We start from the raw sequence: 25,454 nt of genomic DNA, 5'->3' as shown, positions 1-25,454 counted from the left end.
CATAAGTTAATATTTGAAAAAAATCACCAAAAGTAAAAGGTCTTAATGATAAATTTATACGCTAGAAGAATACAATTTTTGCTTATCTTTTTGCTCTCAATGATTGGTTTTTCTCAATCAAAACTTTCAGGGTTATTAACAGACAAAAATAAAAACCCTATCCCTCTAGTAAATATCCTAATAAAAAAAGATTCGTCATCTCATGTTGTAGCCTATACGCATACAGATGATAATGGACAATATATTATAGAAATTCCAAAATCTGGAGTATTTAATGTAACGTATTCTTCTTTAGGTTTTGAGAGTAAAACAATTACCATTAAGTTAGTTGATTCTAATAAAGAGAATATAATAGACATAACCCTAAAAGAAAAACTTTTAGAGTTAGATGAAGTTTTTATTCAATCAGAAAAACCAATATCCATAAAAAAAGATACTATTACCTTTAAGACTAAATACTTTATAAAAGGAAATGAAGTTACTGTAGAAGATTTACTAAAAAGAATACCAGGACTAAATATAGATTCAGAAGGTACTATAAAAATTGGCAATCAAGAAATAGAAAAATTAATGCTTGATGGTGATGATTTTTTTGAAAAAGGCTATAAAATACTGTCTAAAAATATGCCTGCATATCCTATTGAAGAAGTAGAGATTTTAAAACGTTATTCTAATAACAGGTTATTAAAAAACATAGAGAATAGTAATAAAGTGGCACTTAACCTAAAGTTAAAGGAAGATGCCAAGCGTATATGGTTCGGTAATATAAAAGCAGGATACAGTTTTAAGAATAGATATGAGTTTCGAGGAAATTTAATGAACTTCGGGAAAAGAAATAAGTATTATTTCTTAACTAATTTAAATAGTATAGGTTATGATGCCACAGGCGATATTGAAAGCTTAGTTCGTCCTTTTCGGATGAATGAACCAGCAAGTATTGGAGACAATCAAAGTGTTAACTCATTATTAAATTTATCTCCAAACAATCTTAATTTTAAAAAAAGTAGAACTAATTTTAATAATGCTGAACTCGTATCTCTAAATGCTATATTCAATCCTGCTAAAAAGTTGAAAATAAAAACACTGGGCTTTTTTAATTGGGATGAGATTGATTTTTTTAAAAATTCTATTGATTTTGTTGATACTAATGGTACAAACTTCACTAACACAGAAGAGTACCAGCTAAAAAACGAAAAGAAAACAGCTTTTGGTAAACTAGATTTTATATATAATATTTCAAAAACTAAGATCCTAGAAACTACAACTAAATATAACAATGGTGATTTTAATGATATCTCTAATTTAGTGTTCAATGGTAATTCCACAATTGAAAATCTGCAACAACTAAATACTCTTTTTGACCAAAAAATAAGTTATACAAATAAATTTGAATCCAAAAAAGTATTTCTTTTAACAGGTCGTTTTATAGATGAAAAAACACCACAATATTATAGTATTAATAAGTTCTTTTATCAAGATTTGTTCCCGATAAATACAACTGCAAATAACGTTGGTCAGCAAAGCGATAATCGAATGCAATTTGCAGGAATAAATGCTCACCTATTGCATAGAAAATCTAATGGTCATTTATTAGAATTACAATTAGGGAACGAGTTTAGAAAGGATAAATTAAAGACAATATTTTCTGTTTTAGAAGATAATTCGCTTTTAGAGCAACCTAGCGATTATCAAAACCAAACTAATTATCAGGTTAATGATTTATATTTTAAAAGTAAATATCGATTAAGAATCAAACATTTCAGTCTTGTAGGTAAATTAGATGTACATCAACTTTTTAATAGTTTAGATAATAATAGTTCATTAAGTTATCAAAGTCCTTTTTTTATAAATCCAAGTTTTGGGTTTGATTGGAAATTAAATGACAAAAATAAGATTACCTCTTCTTACTCTCATAATACTACAAATGCAAAGACTTTGGACCTGTATAGTAATTTTGTACTAACTGGTTTTCGTTCCTTTTCAAAAGGAACAGGTGACTTTAATCAACTTAACGCTTCAAGTGTGATTTTTAATTATCAGCTTGGTAATTGGAGTGATCGTTTTTTTGCTAATACATTTATTTTATATACTAAAAATCATGACTTCTTTTCTACAAATACATCAGTAGAACAAAACTTCACACAGACAGAGAAGATACTTATTAAGGACAGAGAGTTTGTAAGTGTCAATTCTAAATTGGATTATTACTTCAATTTTATATCTGCCAACTTAAAGTTAGATTTAGGGTTTACTAAAAGTGAGTTTAAGAATATTGTAAATACTTCGAATTTAAGAGTAGTAACTTCAAATAATTACAATTATGGTTTAGAGTTGCGTTCTGGCTTTAAAGGTGTTTTCAACTATCATATTGGAACAAAATGGATGAGTACAGAAATAGAAACCACAATAAATAATTCCTTTACAAATAATACTAGTTTTTTGGATTTATCTTTTATTTTCAATGAAAAATTTGACATTCAGTTACAATCAGAACGTTACCATTTTGGAAACCTTGAGGCTGATAACACTTACTATTTCTTAGATTTTGATGCAAGATACAGACTGGTAAAAGATAAGTTAACAATTGGTCTTACAGGAAAAAATCTTTTTAATACAGAAAAATTTAGAAATCTATCGATTAGCGATATTGGTTCGTCAACAACCGAATACAGACTATTACCAAGATTTGCAATTCTAAAACTAGAATATAGATTTTAACTAGTGACTTGAGTTTAAGAATAAATAATTGACATTCCTACATTACAAAAAAGACATTTAAATGATTGTAGTCGAACTAGCTTAAAGATAATTGCTGGGTTAGACAAAAAACGATATCTATTCAAAAACTCCGAACTATATATTAAACTAAAAGTGTAGAAAGTAGTCTTTTAGATTTAAGTGAAGCAAGATTGTTTTAATAAACAAAGCATAATAAGGGTTGTTTCTGTTTAAATTTTATAACACTAAAGTGTTTGACATAAAATTTGATAGTAGATATTTATGAATAGAGGCTCGATATTTATGAATCTAGAGTTACTTAGCTTTGATTATCAATTAATTATTACTTGCTTTGAAAGAGAAATAAGTTGCAACTTTTTCTGGCGGAAACTGAAAAGCCAAATTAAAGAGTAGGTAATTACAATCGAAAAAATTGCGGTTGACGCTAATAGAGATGATTATATAAGTGGCTATTATTAAGAAGAACAGCATACAAGATATAGGATTTACATCTAGCGAGACGTTTTTTATTAACAATACCTGTTGTACCGCATTAAAACCAACAACGGTTAAGTTAGGACTGACCGTCCAAATAAAGAAATATTTATTAATAATTTAAAATTTTAAAACAATGAAACATTTAAAAACTAACATTTTACAAAAATTTATTTTAATTTTTTCACTAACATTAATTTTCGTTAGTTGTTCTTCTGAAGAAACAAAGTCAGAAGATTTTAATAGTAAAGATTTTAAGAAAGAATCAAAATTTGTAATTGATTCTTACAACTTATTAGAACAAGATTTTAATAATACATTAGCAAAATCAACAGAACTAAATCAACAACAAATTGACCAACATTTAGAAAAAATTGGTTTAGAAGCTGGTTCTGTGACTGTTCAAAGTGTAAATCAAATTTTAAAAAGTATTAGTGTTGCAACTCAAGAAGATGTTGAATTCGCTATAAATCAAACAACTTATACTTCACTAACTAAAAATAAATTGGTAGAAATTTCAAGAGGAGAAGTTGTAAATGACTTAAATTCAATTCCAGGTTTTAATCAATTAGATATTACAGAAAAGGAAATATTAACTTTCAGCAATGAAATTGCTATTGAATATCTTAATAACAACTCAAATAGTCTTCAAAAAACCGATGTTCCTTGTCCTTCTTCAGCGTGTGGCGTTGGATTTGCAATTGTTGGAGCTACTGCTGGAAGTGCAATTTGTGGATTACCTTGTGGTATAGCAGGTGGAATTATTGGTTTAATAATTGGTACAGCTGGTAAATAAAAACACAACAAAAACCTCAAACACCTTTAGGATGTTTGAGGTTTTAAATATTCTAATTATGAAAATAAAATTTTTATTTATATTAACAATATTTATTTTCTCATTTTCGAATGCGCAAGAAAATAATAAAGAAAATGGTGATTGGTTTGCAAATGCAAACATTGGTTTTACTCAAATTGAAATTAAAAACCTTGGAACTTATAATGGATTTGTATTTGCAAACAACATTGGAAAAGAGTTTTTATTTAAAAAAAATTCATCATTGTTAGTTGGTATTGAATTCCAAAATATTTACTATGATTTTCATTCTAACAATTCTCATTTTCATTCACAAAATACATTTGTAAAAATACCGATAAATTATAGATACACATCTAATCGAAATGCAAACACAAGCATTTTTGTTGATTTCGGTTTATATGGCAGTCTATTGACCAAAAACAGAACAGATAGTGATTTACTGTCTGAGTCTGGCAGTAATTTAGGCAGTAATTTCGGATTAAATTTTGGATTTGGCTTATCACAAAAAATCAACGATTTTATTAATTTTAAAATTAGTATAAATACACAATCTGATTTAATTCAAAACTACAAGAAAGAAAATAATGAAATAAAAATTAAAAACCTCTATGGAATAAGTTTTGGAATAGGAATTCAACTTTAACATTTATGGATAGAAAATTAATTCTTGTTGTTTGTCTTTTATTTTTTTATTGCACCACAAAAAACAAAGACTTTAATAAAAGTCAATTAAAAAGTAATTGTGCTTATCTTTTTTTTAGAGGTACAGAAACCAAACAAGGTTATATTTCAAAAAATTATAATTTATTTCATAAAGGTATATCTCATGTTGGTATTGGAGTTAGTTATGATGGTGAGTTTTATATTCATCATATAGTTAACTCCGATAAATCAAATCATATAGAAAAATCATCATTAAAATTTTTCTATGGTAATAGTGAAAAAATTAATTATAAAGGAATATGGAAAATTAAAAATATAAACACAGAAGAATTAACAAAGTTAAAGAAGATATTAAATATTTTTGATAACCAATCATATAAGTTTGACATATCTTTTATTGGAAAAAAGGACAATAAATTATATTGTTCGGAATTAGTCATCGAAGTTTTAAGAAAATTAGATTCCACTAAATTTATATTTAATAAAAATAAAAAAAAACTTCTAGGCTTACATTCTACTTTTCTTAATAGAGATACATTAGAATATTTTCCAGCTGATATTTTTTTAAGAGATGAAAATTATACAAATATCTTTGAATGGTATGACGACAAATAACATGGTACAACAAAGTATTGAGTTAAAAAACAAGTAAAATCTCATTAATTTTTCACTAGCGTACTTTTATATTCTCAGTCATATATCAACCCAGATTTTGCTATTGCAAAAGCTGGTTTTAGCAATTTGTTACACAATGTTATTAATGCTAGTTTTTTGCTCTTACCTTTGGTTACTATTTGTTCATAAAGATCACGGCATTCTTACACCCTAAATCATAAGGATTTTAAAAAATATTGGAACATTACCAAAGACCAAATAGATGTTTGTAAAGATTGTGAGTTTAGATATATTTGTACAGCTTATAAGTAAAAACTGTAAGAGGATTATTCTAAACCACTGAAATGCAGCTACAGTCCATACACTAATGAATGGTGCGAGTGAGGTACTAATCCATTAAAAAATAAGTCTATTGAATATTATGGAATACAAGAACTGGTAATAAAAAATGACTAAAAAATTTCCATTTTATAAACAAAAAGATGCTAAAGACTGCGGACCAACTTGTTTAAAAATAATTGCTAAGCTTTATAAAAAAACAATCGCTATTCAACAGCTGCGTGCAATTAGTGAAACAACCCGTATTGGAAGTAGTCTCCTAGGTCTAAGTGAAGCGGCTGAAAAATTGGGGTTAAGGAGTCTAGGTGTAAAACTAACTTTAGAACGTTTATTTGAAGTGCCATTACCTTGTATTTTACATTGGAACAAAAATCATTATGCAGTACTTTACAAAATAAAAAAGGAAGTCTTTTATATTTCTGACCCAGCATACGGCTTATTAAAATACACTAAAGAAGAGTTCTTAAAACATTGGATTGGTAATAATGCTACAGACCAGACCGAAGAGGGAATAGCCTTATTATTAGAGCCAACAGCAAAATTCTACAACTCAGATTTTGACCAAGACAAACAAAGTTTTGGTTTTGCCTTTCTATCCAAATACCTATTTAAATACAAACACTTTTTATGGCAATTAGTCATTGGGTTAATTGCGGCCAGTTTATTACAACTTATATTTCCTTTTTTGACCCAAAGTGTTGTAGATGTTGGAATTAAAAACCAAGACATTCATTTTATTTACTTAATTCTATTTGCTCAATTAGCATTATTTGTTGGAAGAACAGCTATTGAGGTCATAAGAAGTTGGATATTATTACATCTAAGTACACGCATTAATATATCCTTAGTTTCAGACTTCTTTATTAAATTAATGAATTTGCCAATAGCCTTCTTTGATACGCGTATGACTGGGGACATTTTACAACGTATCAATGATCATAAGCGTATTGAACGAATCTTAACTACATCGTCACTCAACGTATTGTTTTCAATGGTGAATTTGTTGGTGTTTAGTTTTGTATTGGCATATTATAATCTAATGCTCTTTGGCATATTTCTTTTAGGCAGTTTTCTCTATTTTTTATGGATTATCATTTTTCTTAAAAAACGCAGAGATTTAGACTACAAGCGCTTTTCTGAAGTGAGTCAAGAACAAAGCAAAGTAATTGAGCTTATTAATGGTATGCAAGAAATAAAATTACATAATGCAGAAAAGCAAAAACGGTGGTCTTGGGAGTTTGTGCAAGCACGTTTATTTAAAGTATCTATTGAGGGTTTAGCTTTAGAACAATACCAAAGTGTGGGTTCTGGTTTTATTAATGAGGTTAAGAATATTTTAATTACCGTATTATCTGCAAAATTGGTTATCGATGGTGATATTACTCTAGGTATGATGTTAGCTATTAGTTATATTGTTGGGCAATTAAACTCACCGATAGCACAGCTTATCAATTTTATAAGAGAAGTCCAAGATGCAAAAATATCCTTAGACCGTTTATCAGAAATTCATAACAAAGAAGACGAAGAACAGCAAGATACTGAGAAGCTAACTGATGTTTCATTAGATTCTAATTTAGAACTTTCAAAAGTATCGTTTCGCTATATTGGGTCAGACCAAATGGTATTGAAGGATTTGGATTTAACCATTCCTGCTAAAAAAGTTACTGCTATTGTAGGAGTTAGCGGAAGCGGTAAAACCACCTTAATGAAATTACTTCTAAAATTTTATGACCCAAACAAGGGACAAATAAAGATAGGTAGTTATGATTTGCAAAACGTATCACAAAAAACATGGAGACACCAATGTGGAGTGGTAATGCAAGAAGGTTATATATTTAATGATACCATTGCTAATAATATTGCAGTCGGAGAAGATTATGTAGATAAAAAGAAGCTAGCACATGCGGTTGATGTTGCCAATATAAAAGAGTTTATAGAAACGTTGCCATTATCATATAATACCAAAATAGGTATGGAAGGTGTTGGTGTCAGTACAGGGCAAAAGCAAAGACTGTTAATTGCTAGAGCAGTTTATAAAAATCCTAATTTCTTATTTTTTGATGAGGCAACGTCTGCATTAGATGCCAATAATGAAAAAGTGATTATGGAAAAATTGAATACCTTTTTTGAAGATAAAACCGTAGTTGTTATTGCTCATAGATTAAGCACCGTGAAAAATGCACACCAGATTGTGGTATTAGATAAAGGTAAAATTGTTGAAGTAGGAAATCATGAGGCTTTGGTAAAGCAAAAAGGAAACTACTTTAATTTGGTTAAGAATCAATTAGAATTGGGGAAATAAAAAAGCAGCCCATCCTAGCCTTCCCAGAGGGAAGGAAAAAGTGGCGTAAGCAGAGTGGAAAAAACAAAATTTTAACCAGTCAAAAAATATGAAAACGAATTATGAATACAAACAATAATTGCAACCGAGTAAGAGTTCCTTCCCTCTGGGAAGGCTAGGATGGGCTTATGGAAAATGAATTAGATAACATAGAGCTTCGCAGCGAAGAAGTACAAGAAATACTTACCAAGGTACCGCATTGGATGATACGCTGGGGAAATGTTTTGTTTTTATCATTAATATTAATGCTACTATTTTTGTCTTGGTTTGTAAAATATCCGGATATTATTCTTTCCGAAGCAGTTATAACCACTCAAATTCCACCACAAAAAGAATATGCTAAAATAACAGGAAAGTTAGATGCTATTTTAGTTAATGATAACCAAAGTGTTGAGCGTAACCAACCATTAGCAATATTAGAAAATACAGCCAATTACAAAGATGTTTATACACTAAAATCTGTTATTGATAACATAACAGTAAACAGTAAATCATTTGAATTTCCGGTAGATAGTTTACCAGTATTATTTTTAGGTGATATAGAAGCGCAATTTGCGTTATTCGAAAACAGTTATATTCAATATAAACTAAACAAAGATCTCGAGCCTTTTTCTAACGAAGCATTGGCGAATCGTTATTCCATTTCAGAATTAAACAGACGTTTAAAAAGTTTAAAAGCGCAACGAAAAATTAACGAAACTGAACTAGAATTTACCCAAAATGACTTAAATCGACAAAAAATACTGTTTGAAAAAGGTGTTATTTCCGCGCAAGAATACGAAAATAAGCAATTGCAGTATGCACAGGCAGAACGTAATTATAAAAACTTTGAATCATCCATTTCGCAAATAAGAGAAGCTATCGGCAGAGCAAATATGACTTCAAAGGGTACTGAAATAAATAGAACGAAGGAAGAAATGACCTTACTTAAAAATGTCATTCAATCATTTAATCAACTAAAAAATGCCATTAAAGACTGGGAACAGTTGTATGTGCTAAAGTCTGATATAAATGGCAATGTGTCTTTTTTAAATTTCTGGAATAGTAATCAAACTGTAAACCAAGGAGATTTGGTGTTTACGATTATACCCATTGAAAATTCATCATTTCTAGCAAAACTTAAAACACCTGCCCAAAATTCTGGTAAAATTAAAGTTGGGCAAAACGTAAATGTAAAATTAGAAAATTACCCAGATACTGAGTTTGGAGTTTTGAATGGCAAAGTAAAAAACATATCACTCATTCCAGATAAAGAAGGTTTATATTTTGTTGATGTAGAATTACCAAAAAAATTAATCACATCTTATAATAAAGAAATAGACTTTAAGCAAGAGATGCCAGGCTCTGCCGAGATTATAACAGAAGATTTACGACTTATTGAGCGTTTCTTCTATCAGTTTAGGGAAATTGTGAAACGTTAAGTTTTCGATAACAATTTATTATCATCATTGCGTATCTTTGTCGCTTAATCCATTTAGAATATGAGTAAACAGAGCAAGCGTATAGAGGCATTAGTATATCACGCCAAGCCAACTCCTGGTAAAATAAAAGTAGTACCAACGAAAAAGTATGCATCGCAACGCGATTTGTCTTTGGCCTATTCACCTGGAGTAGCCGAACCCTGTTTAGAAATTGAAAAAGACGTTAATAACGTATACAAGTATACAGCTAAAGGTAATTTGGTAGCAGTAATTTCTAATGGAACTGCCGTTTTAGGACTAGGAAATATTGGTCCAGAAGCTTCCAAACCAGTAATGGAAGGAAAAGGATTACTCTTTAAAATTTTTGCGGATATCGATGTATTTGATATCGAAGTTGATACTGAAGATGTCGATGCATTTATTGAAACAGTAAAACATATTGCTCCGACATTTGGTGGTATAAATCTTGAAGATATAAAAGCACCAGAAGCTTTTGAAATAGAACGTCGTTTAAAGGAAGAGTTAGATATTCCTGTGATGCACGATGATCAACATGGTACAGCAATAATCTCGGCAGCAGCATTATTAAATGCCATAGAATTAGCCGAAAAGAAAATAGATGAAGTTAGAATAGTTGTCAGTGGAGCTGGAGCAGCTGCAATTTCATGTACAAGACTCTATCAAGCCTTCGGTGCTAAGCGCGAAAATATTGTAATGCTCGATAGTAAAGGAGTAATTAGAGATGATAGAGAGCATCTCACCTCCCAAAAGGCAGAATTTGCTACACATCGTAAAATCGATACATTAGATGAAGCCATGCAAAATGCTGATGTATTTATTGGTTTATCTATGGCAGATATTGTGTCGCCAGAAATGTTAAAATCTATGGCAGATAATCCCATTGTGTTCGCCATGGCAAATCCAAATCCTGAAATCAATTACCAGTTGGCTGTAGATACAAGAGATGATATCATTATGGCCACTGGTCGAAGCGATCATCCTAACCAAGTAAATAATGTATTGGGATTCCCATTTATTTTTAGAGGAGCTTTAGATGTAAGGGCCACAAAGATTAACGAAGCCATGAAAATGGCAGCAGTTAAAGCTTTGTCAAGACTAGCTAAAGAGCCAGTGCCAGAACAAGTTAATCTTGCCTACAACGAGACACGACTTACATTTGGTAAAGATTATATTATTCCAAAACCTTTCGATCCAAGATTAATTGCAGAAGTGCCACCAGCAGTTGCAAAAGCAGCTATGGAAAGTGGTGTGGCAAAAGAGCCAATCGAAGATTGGGAGCGTTATAAGAACAATTTATTAGAGCGCCTTGGTTCAGATAATAAATTAGTTCGTCAATTAATTGGTAGAGCTAGAACTAATCCTAAGCGTGTTGTTTTTGCGGAAGCGGACCAACTTGATGTTTTGAAAGCGGCTCAAATTGCACATGATGAAGGTATAGCACATCCAATCCTTTTGGGAAGGCGAGAAACTATAATTAGTTTGATGGAAGAAATTGAATTTGATGCAGATGTACCAATTATAGACCCTAAGACTGATGAAGAAACCGAGCGCAAAAATAGATATGCCAGAGCCTATTGGGAAAAACGTAAAAGACAAGGTGTTACTATCTATTCTGCGGAAAAGAAAATGAGAGAGCGTAACTATTATGCTGCAATGATGGTGAATATGGGAGATGCAGATACAGTTATTACAGGCTATTCGCGTAGCTATCCATCGGTAGTGAAGCCGATGTTAGAGCTTATAGGAATGGCAGAAGGAGTCTCTAGAATTGCCACCACCAATGTGATGATGACACAACGTGGACCTATGTTTCTTAGTGATACTGCTATAAATATAGAGCCATCAGCCAAGGGCTTAGCAAGAATAGCTCGTATGACTTACAGAGTTTCTAAAATGTTTGGAATTGAGCCAGTTACAGCAATGATTTCGTACTCTAACTTTGGATCTTCAGAAAATCCGAGAGCAGAAAAAGTAAGAGAAGCTGTTGACTATTTACACAAAGCCTATCCAGATATGATAGTGGATGGTGAAGTGCAAGCAGATTTCGCTTTAAATTCAAAAATGTTACAAGATATTTTTCCGTTTTCAAAATTAGCAGGTCGAAAAGTTAATACCCTTATTTTTCCAAATTTAGACTCGGCAAATATTACTTATAAGCTACTTAAAGAGCTTAATAAAGCAGAATCAATTGGGCCAATAATGATGGGTATGGCGAAGCCGGTTCATATTTTACAATTAGGATCTAGTGTAGATGAAATAGTAAACATGACAGCTATATCAGTTATTGATGCGCAAGAAAGAGATAAAAAACATAAGAAATAGTTACTGTCTTAGTGTTTATCTTGACCTTGTAATGTAAATAATTTTATTACATTTGGTTTTTTAACCCTTGTTAATAAATGATTACACATATAGAAGGCAAACTTGTTGAAAAAAATCCGACTGATGTTGTAATAGATTGCAATGGTGTAGGGTATTTTATTAATATTTCACTTCATACATTTTCTCAAATTCCAGATAGAGAACATCTAAGACTTTATACATATCTCCAAGTAAGGGAGGATTCGCATAGTCTTTATGGTTTTTCGTCTAAAACAGAACGCGAAATTTTCAAATTACTTATTTCTGTAAGTGGTATAGGTGCCAATACAGCGCGCACTATGCTATCCTCATTAACTCCAGACCAAGTTAAGGAAGGTATTGCTAGTGAAGATGTAGCACTAATTCAAAGTGTAAAAGGAATTGGACTAAAAACAGCACAGCGCGTTATTATTGATTTAAAGGATAAAGTGTTAAAAGTTTATGGTCTAGACGAACTTTCTTTAATACCGAGCAATACTCACAAAGATGAGGCGTTATCTGCTTTAGATGTTTTAGGATTTAACAAAAAACAATCGGAAAAAGTTGTTGAACGAATTCTAAAAAACCATCCAGAAGCACTTGTAGAGCAAATTATTAAAGAAGCTCTAAAAAACTTATAATGCAATTGAATATAACTAACAATACGCAACGCTACTCATTTGGTTTCTCATGCATATTAGCTTTTATGATGCTAATAAGTCCTTTGTCGCATGCCCAAGAAACTGAACAAGAGCAAGACTCTACAAAAACAACATTTGCGTTGGGGAAGTTAAAAATGCCAAACCCTAATAGTATAGTCTCAAAATATACCTATGACCCTATTTTAGATCGCTATATCTATACCGAAAAGATAGGAAACTTCGATATCAATTATCCTTTAATACTTACGCCTGAAGAATTTCAGAAACTGGTGTTACAAGAAAAATTGAAAGAATATTACAAAAGAATGGCTGATGCTGCAGCTGGTCAAAAAGATGGATCGGAAGAAGATCAGAAAAATTTGTTGCCAGAATTTTATGTCAATTCTGGTTTATTTGAGACGATTTTTGGTGGTAATACCATTAATGTAGTGCCACAAGGTTCGGTAGACGTTGATTTAGGTATTTTATATTCTAGGCAGGATAACCCATCATTTTCACCTCGAAATCGTTCTAATTTTACATTTGATTTTGACCAAAGAATTGGTCTAAGTTTATTGGGTAAAGTGGGTACAAGACTTCAGGTTACAGCGCAATATGATACGGAAGCTTCATTCGATTTTCAGCAGCTTGTAAAATTAGAATATACACCGACTGAAGACGATATTATCCGCAAAATTGAGGTTGGTAATGTTAACATGCCGCTAAACAGTTCTTTGATAACTGGTGCCCAAAGTCTCTTTGGTGTAAAAACTGAGTTGCAATTTGGTAAGACTAGAGTAACTGCGGTATTTTCTGAACAGCAATCACAATCTAAATCTGTTGTTGCACAAGGAGGTGGAACATTAGAGGAGTTTGAGTTTTTCGCAAGAGATTATGATGAGAATAGACACTTCTTTTTAGCACATCATTTTAGAGATACGTATGATAAATCTTTATTGCAATATCCTTTTGTAGATAATCAAGGGCTTCAAATTACAAGAGTTGAGGTTTGGGTAACTAATAGAAATAATCAGACGGATAATGTTAGAAATATCATTGCATTTCAAGATTTAGGAGAGTCTGAAGCAGAAAACATAGGGCTTAATCCTTTACCTGCTGGATTTGTAAATAACCCTTCAGGTTCACTGCCGGATAATGAAAATAATGACTTTGATCCAACTAATATTGGAGGTGCAGGTTCTCTGTTGAATAATGCTGTTAGAGATATAACAATTGTTGAAACAGGTATAAACATTCCTGTAAACGAAGGTTTTGATTATGGTAAACTCGAGGCTGCAAGAAAACTAAGAGAAGGTCAAGAGTATGTTTTAAACTCAGAATTAGGATATATTTCCTTAAACCAACGCTTGCTTAATGACGAAGTGCTAGCGGTAGCTTTTCAATATACCGTTGGAGGTCAGGTATATCAAGTCGGTGAGTTCGCTAACGATGGTGTAGATGCAACAACCATTAACGATAATGGAGGGAATGAGGAGATTAGTAACCAGAGTTTGGTCTTAAAAATGTTGAAAAGTGCAGTAACTTCTGTAGAACAACCAATTTGGGATTTAATGATGAAAAATATCTATGACACAGGTGCTTTTCAATTAAGTCAAGAAGATTTTAGATTAAATATATTTTATACTGAAGCTTCACCAGTCAATTATATAAGACCTGTAGAGGGAACATCTTTTCCTCCTTTTGAGAATAACACACCAACAAATACTGCAGATGATACTGAGATAAATGAAACCCCATTAATTCGTTTATTTCATTTAGATAGATTGAATTTTAATAACGATCCACAAGAAGGAGGTGATGGTTTCTTTGATTATGTATCAAATCCAACAATGATCACTGTAATCCCTCAAAATGGTAAAATAGTTTTTACCAAAGCAGAGCCTTTTGGTCGTTATTTGTTTGATGTATTAGATGATGATGGCAATCCAAATAACAATGCCACAGATTACGAGCAAGATACTTACACTAACGCCAATCAAGAAAAGTATGTTTACGATTTACTATATAAATCTACTAAAACACAGGCTTTAGATGAAGCTGAGAAGAACAAATTTCAAATTAAAGGACGTTTTAAAAGTAACGGTGGTGGTGGCGGAATTCCACTAGGAGCTTTTAATGTGCCAAGAGGTTCTGTAAGAGTAACTGCTGGAGGCCGACAACTTGTAGAAGGTATTGATTATACTGTAGATTATAATTTAGGACGTGTAGAAATTTTAGATGAAGCCTTAAAAGCATCAAATACTCCAATTAATGTTTCGGTAGAGAATAATGCAGTTTTCGGACAACAAACTAGGCGTTTTACAGGTGTAAATATAGAGCATCAATTCAATGATAATTTTGTATTGGGTGCTACATTATTAAATCTTAATGAACGACCAATAACTCAGAAAGCAAATTTTAATTCTGAGCCTATAAATAATACCATTTTTGGGTTCAACGGAAACTACTCTACTGAAGTTCCGTTTTTAACACGGTTAGCTAATAAATTACCAAATATAGATACAGATGTACCTTCTAATCTCTCGGTTAGAGGTGAATTTGCATACTTATTACCAGGAGCGCCAAACGGTGCTGATTTTGATGGTGAAGCTACAGCTTATATAGACGATTTTGAGGGTACACAAGGTTCAATAGATTTATTAAGCCCCTTATCCTGGACATTATCGAGTCGCCCAAAAGATTTACCCGGAAATATACCAGGAAGTGAAACTCCAGGAATAGAGAGTGGTTATGGTAGATCCTTTTTAAACTGGTACACTATTGATCCTATATTTTTTAGTAATCAACGTCCAGATGGTATTACCGATGATGATGTTTCTGATTTATATACAAGGCGTGTATTTATAGAAGAAATATTTCCTCAAGTAGATATTGTACAAGGACAAACCTCAGTAGTAAATACTCTCGATTTAGCGTATTACCCAACGGAACGAGGACCATATAATTTCGATCCAAATGCTGCTAACGATGCACCATTAAACCCAGATAATACTTGGGCAGGAATTACAAGGCAAATTACATCTACGGATTTTGAACAAGCCAATGTTGAGTATATAGAATTTTGGGTGCAAGACCCGTTTTTAGACGATCCAACAAGTCAAGGAGGTAAACTATTTGTAAATCTTGGTAACATATCAGAAGATGTTTTAAAAGATGGTAAAAAGCAATATGAAAATGGTTTACCAGAAGATGGTGATATCTCTATATTAAACCCAACAGTTTTTGGAGGTGTTGTACCTCAAAATCAATCTTTGATATATACGTTTGGCACTTCAGGTGAAGAAAGAGCGAATCAAGATGTTGGTTTTGATGGTTACGATGATACAGAAGAAATCTTACAGTTCGGTACTCAATATGGTGAGGATCCTTCTAAGGATAATTACACTTATTACTTAAATACAAGTGGTGATGTTTTTGAACGCTATAAGAACTATAATGGTCTAGAAGGAAATACACCAGATGTATTTACCGACACAAATAGAGGGTCTACAACCCAACCAGATGTTGAAGACATCAACAGAGATAACACAATGAACACCATTGATAGTTATTTTGAATATGAAGTGGACATGAATCCTTCAAGCCTTAACATTGACAACCCTCAAATTAATGATGTTAAAGTAAGAAACGTAACATTGCCAAACGGAGATCAAAGAGAAGTGACTTGGTATCAATTTAGGTTGCCTATTAATGAGCCAACCAATGCTATTGGTGGTATTTCAGATATTAGATCAATACGTTTTGCCCGTTTATATCTAAGAGAATTTAGTCAAAAAACGACACTTCGTTTTGCAAGTTTAGATTTAGTGCGCAGTGATTGGAGGCGTTATACATTAGATTTGGATAACGATCCTACAAACAATAGCGCAAATGCAGAGTTTAATGTGGCTATTGTAGGGGTGCAAGAAAATGATGGTGATTATGTAATTCCACCAGGTGTAAGACGAGAAGAATTAAATAATAATAATACCATAGTTAGACAAAATGAGCAGTCATTAGTATTGCAAGCTTGTGAGTTAGAACCAACCGATTCAAAAGGAGTATTTAAAAACATTAACGTAGATATGCGTCAGTATAAAAATCTACGAATGTTTTTACATGCAGAAGCGCAAGAAGGACAAACCCTTGCAGAAGGTGAACTGATTGCTTTTATAAGAATGGGTAATGATTTTACTGAAAACTATTATCAAGTTGAAATACCATTATTACCAACAGATTTAGCTAATGGTAGTATTGAAGAGCGAATTTGGCCAGATGTGAATGAGATTAATCTTCCGTTAGAAATTCTTCAGGAAATAAAGTCTAAAGGAATTTTTGACCAAACTTTAGCAAATGAGGATGCAACGTTTTATAATGTTGTAGATGGTCAACTTAATGAAAATTCGGTTCCAGAGTTTTCTTCTTTACCAATTGGTCAACAGCGTGTGGCTATAAAAGGAAATCCGAATTTTGGAGATATAAGGGTCTTAATGGTAGGTCTTAAAAATTCAGGAACTACAAGTGCTAATTCTTGTGGTGAAGTTTGGTTTAACGAATTACGAATGTCTGATTTAGAAAATGAAGGTGGTTGGGCAGCTGTAGTGGGTATGGACACTAATATTGCTGATTTTGCAAATGTTAGTGCTACAGGAAGACGAAGTACCATAGGTTTTGGAGGTATAGAGCAAGGACCTAATGAGCGGAGCAGAGAGGATGTAAAACAATACGATGTAGTTACCAATTTACAACTAGGACAGTTACTACCAAAAAAATGGGGTGTTCAGATTCCTTTTAACTATGCGCAAAGCGAAGAGATTATTACCCCAGAATACGATGAGTATTATCAAGATATTGAGTTACAGACGCAACTTAATAATACTATAAATCAAGATTCTATTCTTAATGTAAATGAAAATTATACTAAGAGAAAAAGTATCAACTTTATAGGTGTTAGAAAGCAAAGAACAGGTGACGCTAAACCACGTTTTTATGATGTAGAAAATTTAACTTTCAATTATTCTTATAACAAAGTTGAGCATCGCGATTTTGAAATTGAAAATGCGCTCGACCAAAATATTAGAGCAGGTGTAAATTATAATTATGCATTTGAACCATTGAGAGTAGAGCCTTTTAAAAAGAATGATTCTTTATTTACAGGCAAATATTGGAAGATTTTAAAAGACTTCAACTTTAACTTGTTGCCATCAAGTTTCTCCATAAACACTGATATTAATAGGCAATTTAGTAAGCAAAAATTTAGAGAAGTAGAATTAGGTGGAGATAATATTGGTATTGAAGAATTATTTAGGAGGAATTATACCTTCGATTTTCAATATGTAATCAATTATAACCTAACAGATGCGTTGAATTTAAATTTTACAGCTGCCAACACTAACATTGTACGAAATTATTTCATTGATGATCGTTTAAATGGAAGACAAGACCCAGAACTCAATGTTTGGGATGGTTTCTTTGACTTAGGAGATCCTAATTTTCAGACACAACAACTTCAGGTTAATTACGAGCTACCTTTATATAAAATACCAGCACTAAGTTTTTTAAGAACAACATATGCTTATAATGGAGCTTTTCAGTGGCAAAAAGGTTCTGATTTAAACGAAGGATTACAGTTAGAAGATCCGAACAACCCAGGTACGTTTAATACATTTGATCTAGGACATTCTATTCAAAATTCCAATACGCACAATATTAATTCTACCCTTAATATGGAAACCTTATATAAAACTTTAGGGTTAGTAAGGAAAGGAAATCAAAGGCGTGGTAGAAATAGAAATACTGCGGTAAAAAGTCGTTCAGCTGCACCTAAAGCAGCATTAGAGAATAAGAATGAACAAGCTAAAGATCCGAATAAGTTAAGCACAGGTAAAAAAGCATACAATACTTTAATTGACGTTATTACGATGGTAAAACGGATTCAATTTGGTTATACTGAGAATAATGGAACATTCTTACCAGGCTATTTGCCAACTCCAGGTTTTATTGGCACGTTAAGACCAACCTTTGGATACACTTTTGGTGGTCAACGAGATATTAGAAATGTGGTGGCAAGAAATGGTTGGTTAACAACATTTGATGAGTTTAATCAGCAATATACTGAAGTAACGAACAAGACTCTTGATTATTCAGTGAATATAGAACCAATGAGAGATTTAAAAATTGACTTAATTGGTAATAGAACCTTTGCTGAGAACATTGCAGAGAACTTCAGAGGTCTGGATATTGATGATGATGGACTCAGTGATGAATATAGAGAATTAATAACCAATTCATTCGGTAATTTCAACATATCAACGGCCTTAATAAAAACAGCATTTAGTAGAAGTGATGAAAATCAATCTGCAACTTTTGATGATTTTAGAGCCAATAGATTAATAATAGCCAATCGTTTAGCTAGAGAATTTTATGGGTCTACGCCTTTTAACTTAGATACAGATGGTTATCCTGAAGGTTTTGGGAAAAACAGTCAACGCGTATTACTACCAGCATTTCTATCAGCTTATCAAGGCTCTAATCCTGATAAAGTGAGCACTGGTGCGTTTAGAGATATTCCTATTCCAAATTGGCAATTAAAATATACAGGCTTAATGAAAATCCCATGGTTTAAGAAAACATTCAGACGTTTTTCTATTCAACATGGTTACAGATCTAGGTATACGATTAATCAATTTAGAACCAATTTAGATTATGATACAGGTGTAGATAATTTAGTTATAAATTCTACAAGCGGTTTGGGGTCAATAAATCCTATTAATCAAGATGCAAATGAAAACCTCAAAAACGAAACACTATACAGCAATATTAATCTAGAAGAACAGTTTAGCCCATTAATTCGTTTAGACTTTGAAATGAAAAACTCTGTAAAAGTCTTAGCCGAAGTTAAAACAGATAGAATGTTATCATTAAGTTTTGATAATAATTTAATGACTGAAATACAAGGTAAAGAATACACTTTAGGTTTAGGTTATCGTATTAAAGATTTAAGAATTCGTTCTAAACTTGCGGGTGCCAAACAAGTTGTCGTAAGTGATTTAGATATGCGAGCAGATATTTCTGTAAGAGATAACAAAACTATTATAAGATATCTAGATTTAGAGAATAACCAAATTACAGCAGGTCAGACCATTTGGGGACTAAAATATACGGCGCAATATGCGTTTAGCAAGAACTTAGCTGCTATTTTCTATTTTGATTATAACTTCTCAGATTTTGCGATTTCTACGTCATTCCCTCAAACCTCTTTAAGATCAGGAATAACATTAAGATATAATTTTGGAAATTAATTTTGAATGAAAGCAATTAAAAAATTACATTTGCTAGAATAATTTTTACAACATTAAAGATGAATATACCATCAGAATTAAAGTACACCAAAGACCACGAATGGATTAGAATTGAAGATGAAATCGCAACAGTGGGTATTACAGATTTTGCCCAAGGAGAACTTGGTGATATTGTATATGTAGAAGTAGAGACGTTAGATGAAACTTTAGATATCGAAGAGGTTTTTGGTACAGTAGAAGCTGTAAAAACGGTTTCAGATTTATTTTTACCATTATCTGGAGAGATAATAGAATTTAATGAAGGTTTAGAAGATGAACCAGAAAAAGTAAACTCTGATCCTTATGGCGACGGCTGGATGATTAAGATAAAATTCTCTGATGCTTCCCAAATAGACAGCTTATTATCTGCAGAAGATTACAAAGCAGTTATTAGTGGTTAAAAAACTTTTTCTAATAGTTGCATTGGTTTACACCATTTGGTTAACTGTTATTAGCTTAGTTGATTTAAAAAATGTACCAAGTTTAGGATCCTCTTTTGATGATAAAATTTATCATTTTATAGCCTATTTTGGTTTAGGGTACTTGTGGGTAACGTATTTTAAGTCAAATCCTAAAAAGTATATCATTTTTATTGTATTTACAGGTACTATTGTATTTGGTGTAATCTTAGAGCTTTTGCAACACCGACTCAACCCCAATAGAACTTATGATAATTATGATCTAATGGCTAACTGTTTTGGGGTAATCATTGGCACATTAATTGCAAGTAGATTTAATATAATTAAGTTAAAATAACTCTAAGTGTTGCTAGATTTACTATTATTTAGTTAAATTAGCGACACTATTTTAAAGACAATACTATGGAACCTAAAAAGAATCCAAAATCAGATGTAAGTCGAAACAGTTCATTGTTCTTCGCAGTCGGTCTCGCATTAATGTTGGGAATAACTTACATGGCTATTAACTATAAGACTTATGACAAGAGTGATATAGCCATTGATTCACTTAATTTAGATGATGAATTAGATGAAGAAGTGCCAATTACAAAGCAAATAATCACACCTCCACCTCCACCTCCGCCACCTCCAGCAGCTCCAGAAGTTATTGAGGTAGTAGAAGATGAAGAAGAAGTTGAGGAAACTGTTATAGAATCTACAGAAACTGAGATGGAAACTGAAATTGTTGAAGTAGAAGAGGTAGAAGTAGAAGAAGTAGAAGAAGACATTGAGGTACCATTCTCTGTAATTGAAAATGTTGCTGTTTTTCCAGGTTGCGAAAAGAAAAAAGGAAACGCAGCCAAAAAAGCTTGTATGAACGAGAAAGTAAATAAGTTTATTGGTAGAAAATTTAATACAGAACTAGCAAGTGATTTAGGGCTACCTGCAGGTAAGCAAAGAATCTTCGTGCAGTTTAAGGTTGATAAATCTGGTAATATTACTAATATTGCAGCACGTGGTCCGCATCCAGGACTCGAAAAAGAAGCTAAGCGTGTTATTGGTCAACTACCTAAAATGAAACCAGGAAGGCAAAGAGGTAAAGCAGTGGTAATGCCATTCTCTATTCCGATTGTATTCTCTGTACAAGACTAAGAGTTAGAAAAGTAGATATTAAAATATAAAAATCCCGTTCAAAATTAATTGGACGGGATTTTCGTTTTGGTATGCTTATTGTGACTTTCTCATAATATTAACATTTAAATAATACGTATTATGAAAAATTCTAAAAAAGACTTCGGTATTGCTGGTCAGAGCACTACTAAAGCAAAGAAATCACAAAAGCATGATGCAAATTTACAAAAAAACTCAACCCTTTATTTTCAAATTGGGTTGATTCTTTGTTTGTTGGGCACGTATGCACTTTTTGAAATGCAGTTTCAAGAGAAGAAACTTATTATTCCAGAAGAGATTGCAGATTCTGAACCAATTTCAATTGAACATGTTAAACCTTATGTTGTTGAAGTTATTAAACCGAAAGATCCAGATCCATTGCCAAGTAAAGATTTAAAAGATGTTTACAAAGAAGTTTTGGATGACATTCCTATTGAAGAAAGGGTGATTAAAACACCTGACGCTCCTGAGTCTCAACCAGAACCTATCAAGATTGAGCACATTATTGTTGATAAAATACCTGAGGATTTAGAACCTATTCCATTTATATTAATTGAAAAAGTACCGATTTATCCGGGATGCGAGCGCTATGAAACAAACGACAAACGCAAAAAATGTATGTCAGAGAAGATTACAAAATTGATTCATCGAAAGTTTAATACTGATATAGGTGCAGGTTATGGTATTTCAGGCAGACAGAAAATTAATACGCAGTTTACCATTGATAAAGATGGTAATGTTGTTGATGTGAAAATTAGAGGTCCGCATCATGCTTTAGAAAAAGAAGCTAACCGCGTGATTAATAAAATTCCCAAAATGCAACCAGGTTTACAGAGAAATGTTCCTGTAGGAGTTATTTATACATTACCGATAGTATATGATGCGAGAGATTAATTATTAATCCTTAGAAAATTGCAAACCGTTATTATGTCAATAACGGTTTTTTTAATCTCTAATTTGAGTTTAGGGTTTCTAAAAAATAAGTATCTTTCACTCGTTAAAAATCCATTTTCTTCTATGAAGCGTATTTTGCTTTTTGCTATTCTCTCAATGTCGCTATTAGGTTTTACTCAGACATCTTTAACTTATGAGAAGCCTCCTGTATTTAGTGAATGTGAATCTGAAGCCATTGACCAAGTAAAATCATGTTTTAATTATACATTACAAAGTCATATTTATAAGAACTTTAAGGTGCCAAATATTATTTCTGAAGAATCTTATAATGGTAATATTCAGATTTTATTCGAAGTTAATAATGAAGGCGACTTTAAAGTTATTTATGCGGATGCTACTTACGATGAATTAAAAGAAGAAAGCAGACGTGTTTTCGACTTATTGCCAAAAGTAGAGCCAGCTACTTACAATGGTAAACCAACCTATGTTCAATACAGTATATTAATTGCAATACCTTTAACTGAACCTGTTAGAGAAATAGAAAAAACGAAAGAGGTAAAATTATCTAAAAAAGATAGCCTAAATTCTATATTGTCAAATGAGTTCGATGCTATTGCAGATCAACTAAAACCTTATGAAAAGTTAGAGTATACGAGTCAACTAAATATTCCATTTTCGCATTCTTATTATGCTCGTTTTGATGACGAAATGAATGCTATCGGAACAAATAGCCACACAGCCGCTAAGCCATTCGTATATAGTGATGTTAATAAATATTATGACATAAAAGCTGAAAAGGAAAGTTTGGCCAAGGACACGGACTCTTGGGTTGGTAGAAAATTATTCAATGAGCATTTGGTAGAAATACAAAGTAAGGACTATTGGTTTACTGTGGATCCTATTTTAGATTTACAAGTGGGAAGAGATGGTGCTGCGGATTTTAGTTCTACTTGGAATAATACCAGAGGGATTTTTGTACAAGGAGGCTTAGGAAAGAAGTTTAATTTTTCTGCCTCAGTTTATGAAAGCCAAGGTCGTTTTGCAGATTATTTTAATCAATATGCAGAAAGTATTAGAGCATCAGGACCAGATCCTGCATTAATTCCCGGTCGAGGTATTGCCAAACGATTTAAGGACGATGCTTATGATTACCCAGTCGCAGAAGCGTATTTATCGTACACACCTTCAAAATTTTTCAACATTCAGTTTGGTCATGGTAAAAACTTTATAGGTGATGGTTATCGTTCTTTGTTACAAAGTGATGTAGCAAGTCCATATCCATTTTTAAAAACCAATATTAAATTCTGGAAAATAAAGTACACAAGTACATGGATGTCTTTAAGAGATGTGAGAGATGAAGTTATAGAAGATAAGACTTTCAGAACAAAATATATGGCTAACCACTATCTAAGTTGGAATGTTTCTAAACGTTTAAATATAGGTTTATTTGAATCTGTAATGTGGCAAAACTCAAACGATAGAGGTTTTGATGTTAATTATTTAAATCCAATAATATTTTTCAGGGCCATTGAGTTTCAGACTGGTCAAGGTAATGGAAATGCTATTTTAGGATTATCATCAAAGTATAAATTAAATAATAAGTTCAATTTATACGGACAATTTTTAGTAGATGAGTTTTCACTTAGCGATATCACTGGTGGTGAAAAAAGCTGGAAAAATAAGCTAGGCTTTCAGTTAGGTACTAAATACTTTAATGCCTTTGATGTAGATAACTTATTGTTACAAGCAGAATATAATCAAGTACGTCCTTACACATATGCCCATAATACAGTTGTATTGAATTATGCACACAACAATCAGCCAATGGCGCATCTATGGGGAGCAAATTTTAGAGAATTAGTATTAATTGGCCGCTATAATTATAAGCGTTGGTTTGCAGATGCTAAGTTTATAATTGGGCAGCGTGGTTTTGATTTTAATACAGATGAAGACAGTTTTAATTATGGTGGTGATATATACGGTGACGAGGATTTTAGAGTTGGTAACACAAACATTAAAATTGGTCAAGGAAATAAAACCAATAGTTTTATGACTGAGATACAGGCTGGTTATTTGCTAAATCCAACAACAAATTTAAAAGTGTTTACTAATATTATTTTTAGAGATTTTAATCCTGAGGCTATCACGGCTTCAACCATGGATTCTAATACACTTTGGTTTAGTATTGGTGTAAGAACTGATTTATTTAATTGGTATAATGATTTTTAGGATTTAGAGGCCTTCAAACTATTATAAAAAGTCAATCGGATACGTTCGCTATTTATAAACCCAGATCCATAATCTAAATCGTCATAAGTCTTTGTGAGACTCGTGTCTGCTTTTACATCATCTTCTGTTTTGCCATCATCAATAGCCTTCTGAATATTAGTCCGCAATGTTTCTAGCATTTCTAAAAAGCTTTTATATTCTTCTTCATTAGATACTTTTCCATGACCTGGAATGATTTTGGTGTCTTTATCAATAACCATTAAGCCACGTTTTACAGCTTCAATATAACCGTCTACACTTCCACCAGAATTTAAATCAATATATGGATAGCGTCCATTAAAATAAGTATCGCCGGTATGTAGGACATTACTTTGAGTAAAATACAATAAAGCATCACCATCTGTATGTGCATTTGCAGCATGGAAAACGGCAACACTTTCATCATTTATTGTAATATTGAGTTTATCATTAAATGTTATTACAGGTAGGGCTTCTTTAGGTTTATAGCTTCCATCTCTTTGCTCGCCTTCTAAACGTTTTTTTACATTGTCGTGCGCTATAATGGTAGCTCCAGCTTTTGTCATATTTTCATTACCACCAGAATGATCTCCATGATAATGTGTATTTACTAAGAACTTTAAAGGTTTATCACTTAGTGTTTTTATAGCTGCTAGAATTTTTTCAGATAAAGGTGCAAACTGGTCATCAATTACAAAAACACCATCTTCTCCTATGGAAACACCAATATTTCCACCAGCTCCTTCTAACATATAGGTGTGGTCTGAAAGTTGAGTTGTTTTAATTTCAACTTTGTCAAAACGTCCTTGCGAATAGGTTGAAGTTGAAATGAATACTAGGAAAATTGAAAGGTGTTTTAAGATTTTCATAACGAAGTTTTAAGTACAATTTGTCTTATAAAAATAAGCAAACTTACAGTAATGTATTCGGTAAAATTAAAACTAATAGCTTACGTTGTTTAAAAGTAATTTTAGAAGTATCTTTGCACTCGCTA

At 32.1% G+C, this 25,454-nt stretch carries 15 protein-coding genes and 1 pseudogene; 14 read left to right on the top strand and 2 right to left on the bottom strand.

Annotated features, from left to right (window positions below; genetic code table 11):
- Nucleotides 1–45: 45 nt before the first annotated feature.
- From SJY34_RS09465 to SJY34_RS09450, 4 genes are all read left to right on the top strand, one after another.
- Nucleotides 46–2,718 (top strand): carboxypeptidase-like regulatory domain-containing protein, encoded by a 2,673-nt coding sequence (locus tag SJY34_RS09465; RefSeq protein ID WP_400075054.1) that lies wholly within the window; start codon nt 46–48, stop codon nt 2,716–2,718.
- A 631-nt stretch (nt 2,719–3,349) separates the two neighbouring features.
- Nucleotides 3,350–4,009: a hypothetical protein gene (locus SJY34_RS09460; RefSeq protein ID WP_400075052.1), complete on the top strand. Its 660-nt coding sequence runs from the start codon at nt 3,350–3,352 to the stop codon at nt 4,007–4,009.
- 58 nt (nt 4,010–4,067) lie between these two features.
- Nucleotides 4,068–4,673 carry an outer membrane beta-barrel protein gene (locus SJY34_RS09455; RefSeq protein ID WP_400075050.1) on the top strand — a complete coding sequence of 202 codons (606 nt, stop codon included), beginning with the start codon at nt 4,068–4,070 and terminating at the stop codon, nt 4,671–4,673.
- Between the two features lie 5 nt (nt 4,674–4,678).
- The gene (locus SJY34_RS09450; protein ID WP_400075049.1) at nt 4,679–5,308 is read left to right on the top strand and encodes a hypothetical protein; all 630 of its coding nucleotides are present in this window, start codon (nt 4,679–4,681) and stop codon (nt 5,306–5,308) included.
- Nucleotides 5,309–5,382: 74 nt separating this feature from the next.
- Here the strand turns inward: SJY34_RS09450 and SJY34_RS09445 are convergent.
- Nucleotides 5,383–5,508: pseudogene (locus tag SJY34_RS09445) on the bottom strand (IS110 family transposase); the annotation flags it as partial.
- Between the two features lie 248 nt (nt 5,509–5,756).
- Here SJY34_RS09445 and SJY34_RS09440 point away from each other — a divergent pair.
- The 10 genes from SJY34_RS09440 (at nt 5,757) to SJY34_RS09395 (ending at nt 24,442) form a co-directional block, all read left to right on the top strand.
- Nucleotides 5,757–7,949 carry a peptidase domain-containing ABC transporter gene (locus tag SJY34_RS09440; protein WP_400075047.1) on the top strand — a complete coding sequence of 731 codons (2,193 nt, stop codon included), beginning with the start codon at nt 5,757–5,759 and terminating at the stop codon, nt 7,947–7,949.
- 167 nt (nt 7,950–8,116) lie between these two features.
- Nucleotides 8,117–9,409, top strand: coding sequence for an HlyD family secretion protein (locus SJY34_RS09435; protein ID WP_400075045.1), 1,293 nt, complete (start codon nt 8,117–8,119; stop codon nt 9,407–9,409).
- 60 nt (nt 9,410–9,469) lie between these two features.
- Complete coding sequence (locus tag SJY34_RS09430; protein ID WP_400075043.1) at nt 9,470–11,752, top strand: NADP-dependent malic enzyme; 2,283 nt, start codon at nt 9,470–9,472, stop codon at nt 11,750–11,752.
- Between the two features lie 77 nt (nt 11,753–11,829).
- Nucleotides 11,830–12,411 (top strand): Holliday junction branch migration protein RuvA, encoded by a 582-nt coding sequence (gene ruvA / locus SJY34_RS09425; RefSeq protein ID WP_400075041.1) that lies wholly within the window; start codon nt 11,830–11,832, stop codon nt 12,409–12,411.
- Nucleotides 12,411–19,712, top strand: a complete 7,302-nt coding sequence (gene sprA, locus SJY34_RS09420) for a cell surface protein SprA (RefSeq protein WP_400075040.1) — start codon at nt 12,411–12,413, stop codon at nt 19,710–19,712. Before ruvA ends, sprA begins: the two co-directional genes overlap by 1 nt.
- Before the next feature lie 59 nt (nt 19,713–19,771).
- A complete protein-coding gene (gene gcvH, locus SJY34_RS09415; RefSeq protein ID WP_400075038.1) occupies nt 19,772–20,152 on the top strand; it encodes a glycine cleavage system protein GcvH in 381 nt (126 codons plus the stop codon).
- A complete protein-coding gene (locus tag SJY34_RS09410) occupies nt 20,145–20,507 on the top strand; it encodes a VanZ family protein (RefSeq protein WP_400075036.1) in 363 nt (120 codons plus the stop codon). The genes gcvH and SJY34_RS09410 overlap by 8 nt, the downstream gene beginning before the upstream one ends.
- 65 nt (nt 20,508–20,572) lie before the next feature.
- Nucleotides 20,573–21,301 carry an energy transducer TonB gene (locus tag SJY34_RS09405; protein ID WP_400075034.1) on the top strand — a complete coding sequence of 243 codons (729 nt, stop codon included), beginning with the start codon at nt 20,573–20,575 and terminating at the stop codon, nt 21,299–21,301.
- Between the two features lie 120 nt (nt 21,302–21,421).
- Nucleotides 21,422–22,213, top strand: coding sequence for an energy transducer TonB (locus tag SJY34_RS09400; RefSeq protein WP_400075032.1), 792 nt, complete (start codon nt 21,422–21,424; stop codon nt 22,211–22,213).
- Between the two features lie 123 nt (nt 22,214–22,336).
- Nucleotides 22,337–24,442 (top strand): gliding motility protein RemB, encoded by a 2,106-nt coding sequence (locus tag SJY34_RS09395; protein WP_400081363.1) that lies wholly within the window; start codon nt 22,337–22,339, stop codon nt 24,440–24,442.
- Here SJY34_RS09395 and SJY34_RS09390 read toward each other — a convergent pair.
- Complete coding sequence (locus SJY34_RS09390; protein WP_400075030.1) at nt 24,439–25,329, bottom strand: MBL fold metallo-hydrolase; 891 nt, start codon at nt 25,327–25,329, stop codon at nt 24,439–24,441. The genes SJY34_RS09395 and SJY34_RS09390 overlap by 4 nt on opposite strands.
- Between the last annotated feature and the right edge of the window lie 125 nt (nt 25,330–25,454).

It is taken from the genome of Winogradskyella sp. R77965 (assembly GCF_044594915.1).
GTDB lineage: Bacteria > Bacteroidota > Bacteroidia > Flavobacteriales > Flavobacteriaceae > Winogradskyella.
The sequence above is the reverse complement of the archived record's forward strand: the minus strand, read 5'-3'. Positions and strand labels throughout refer to the sequence as shown.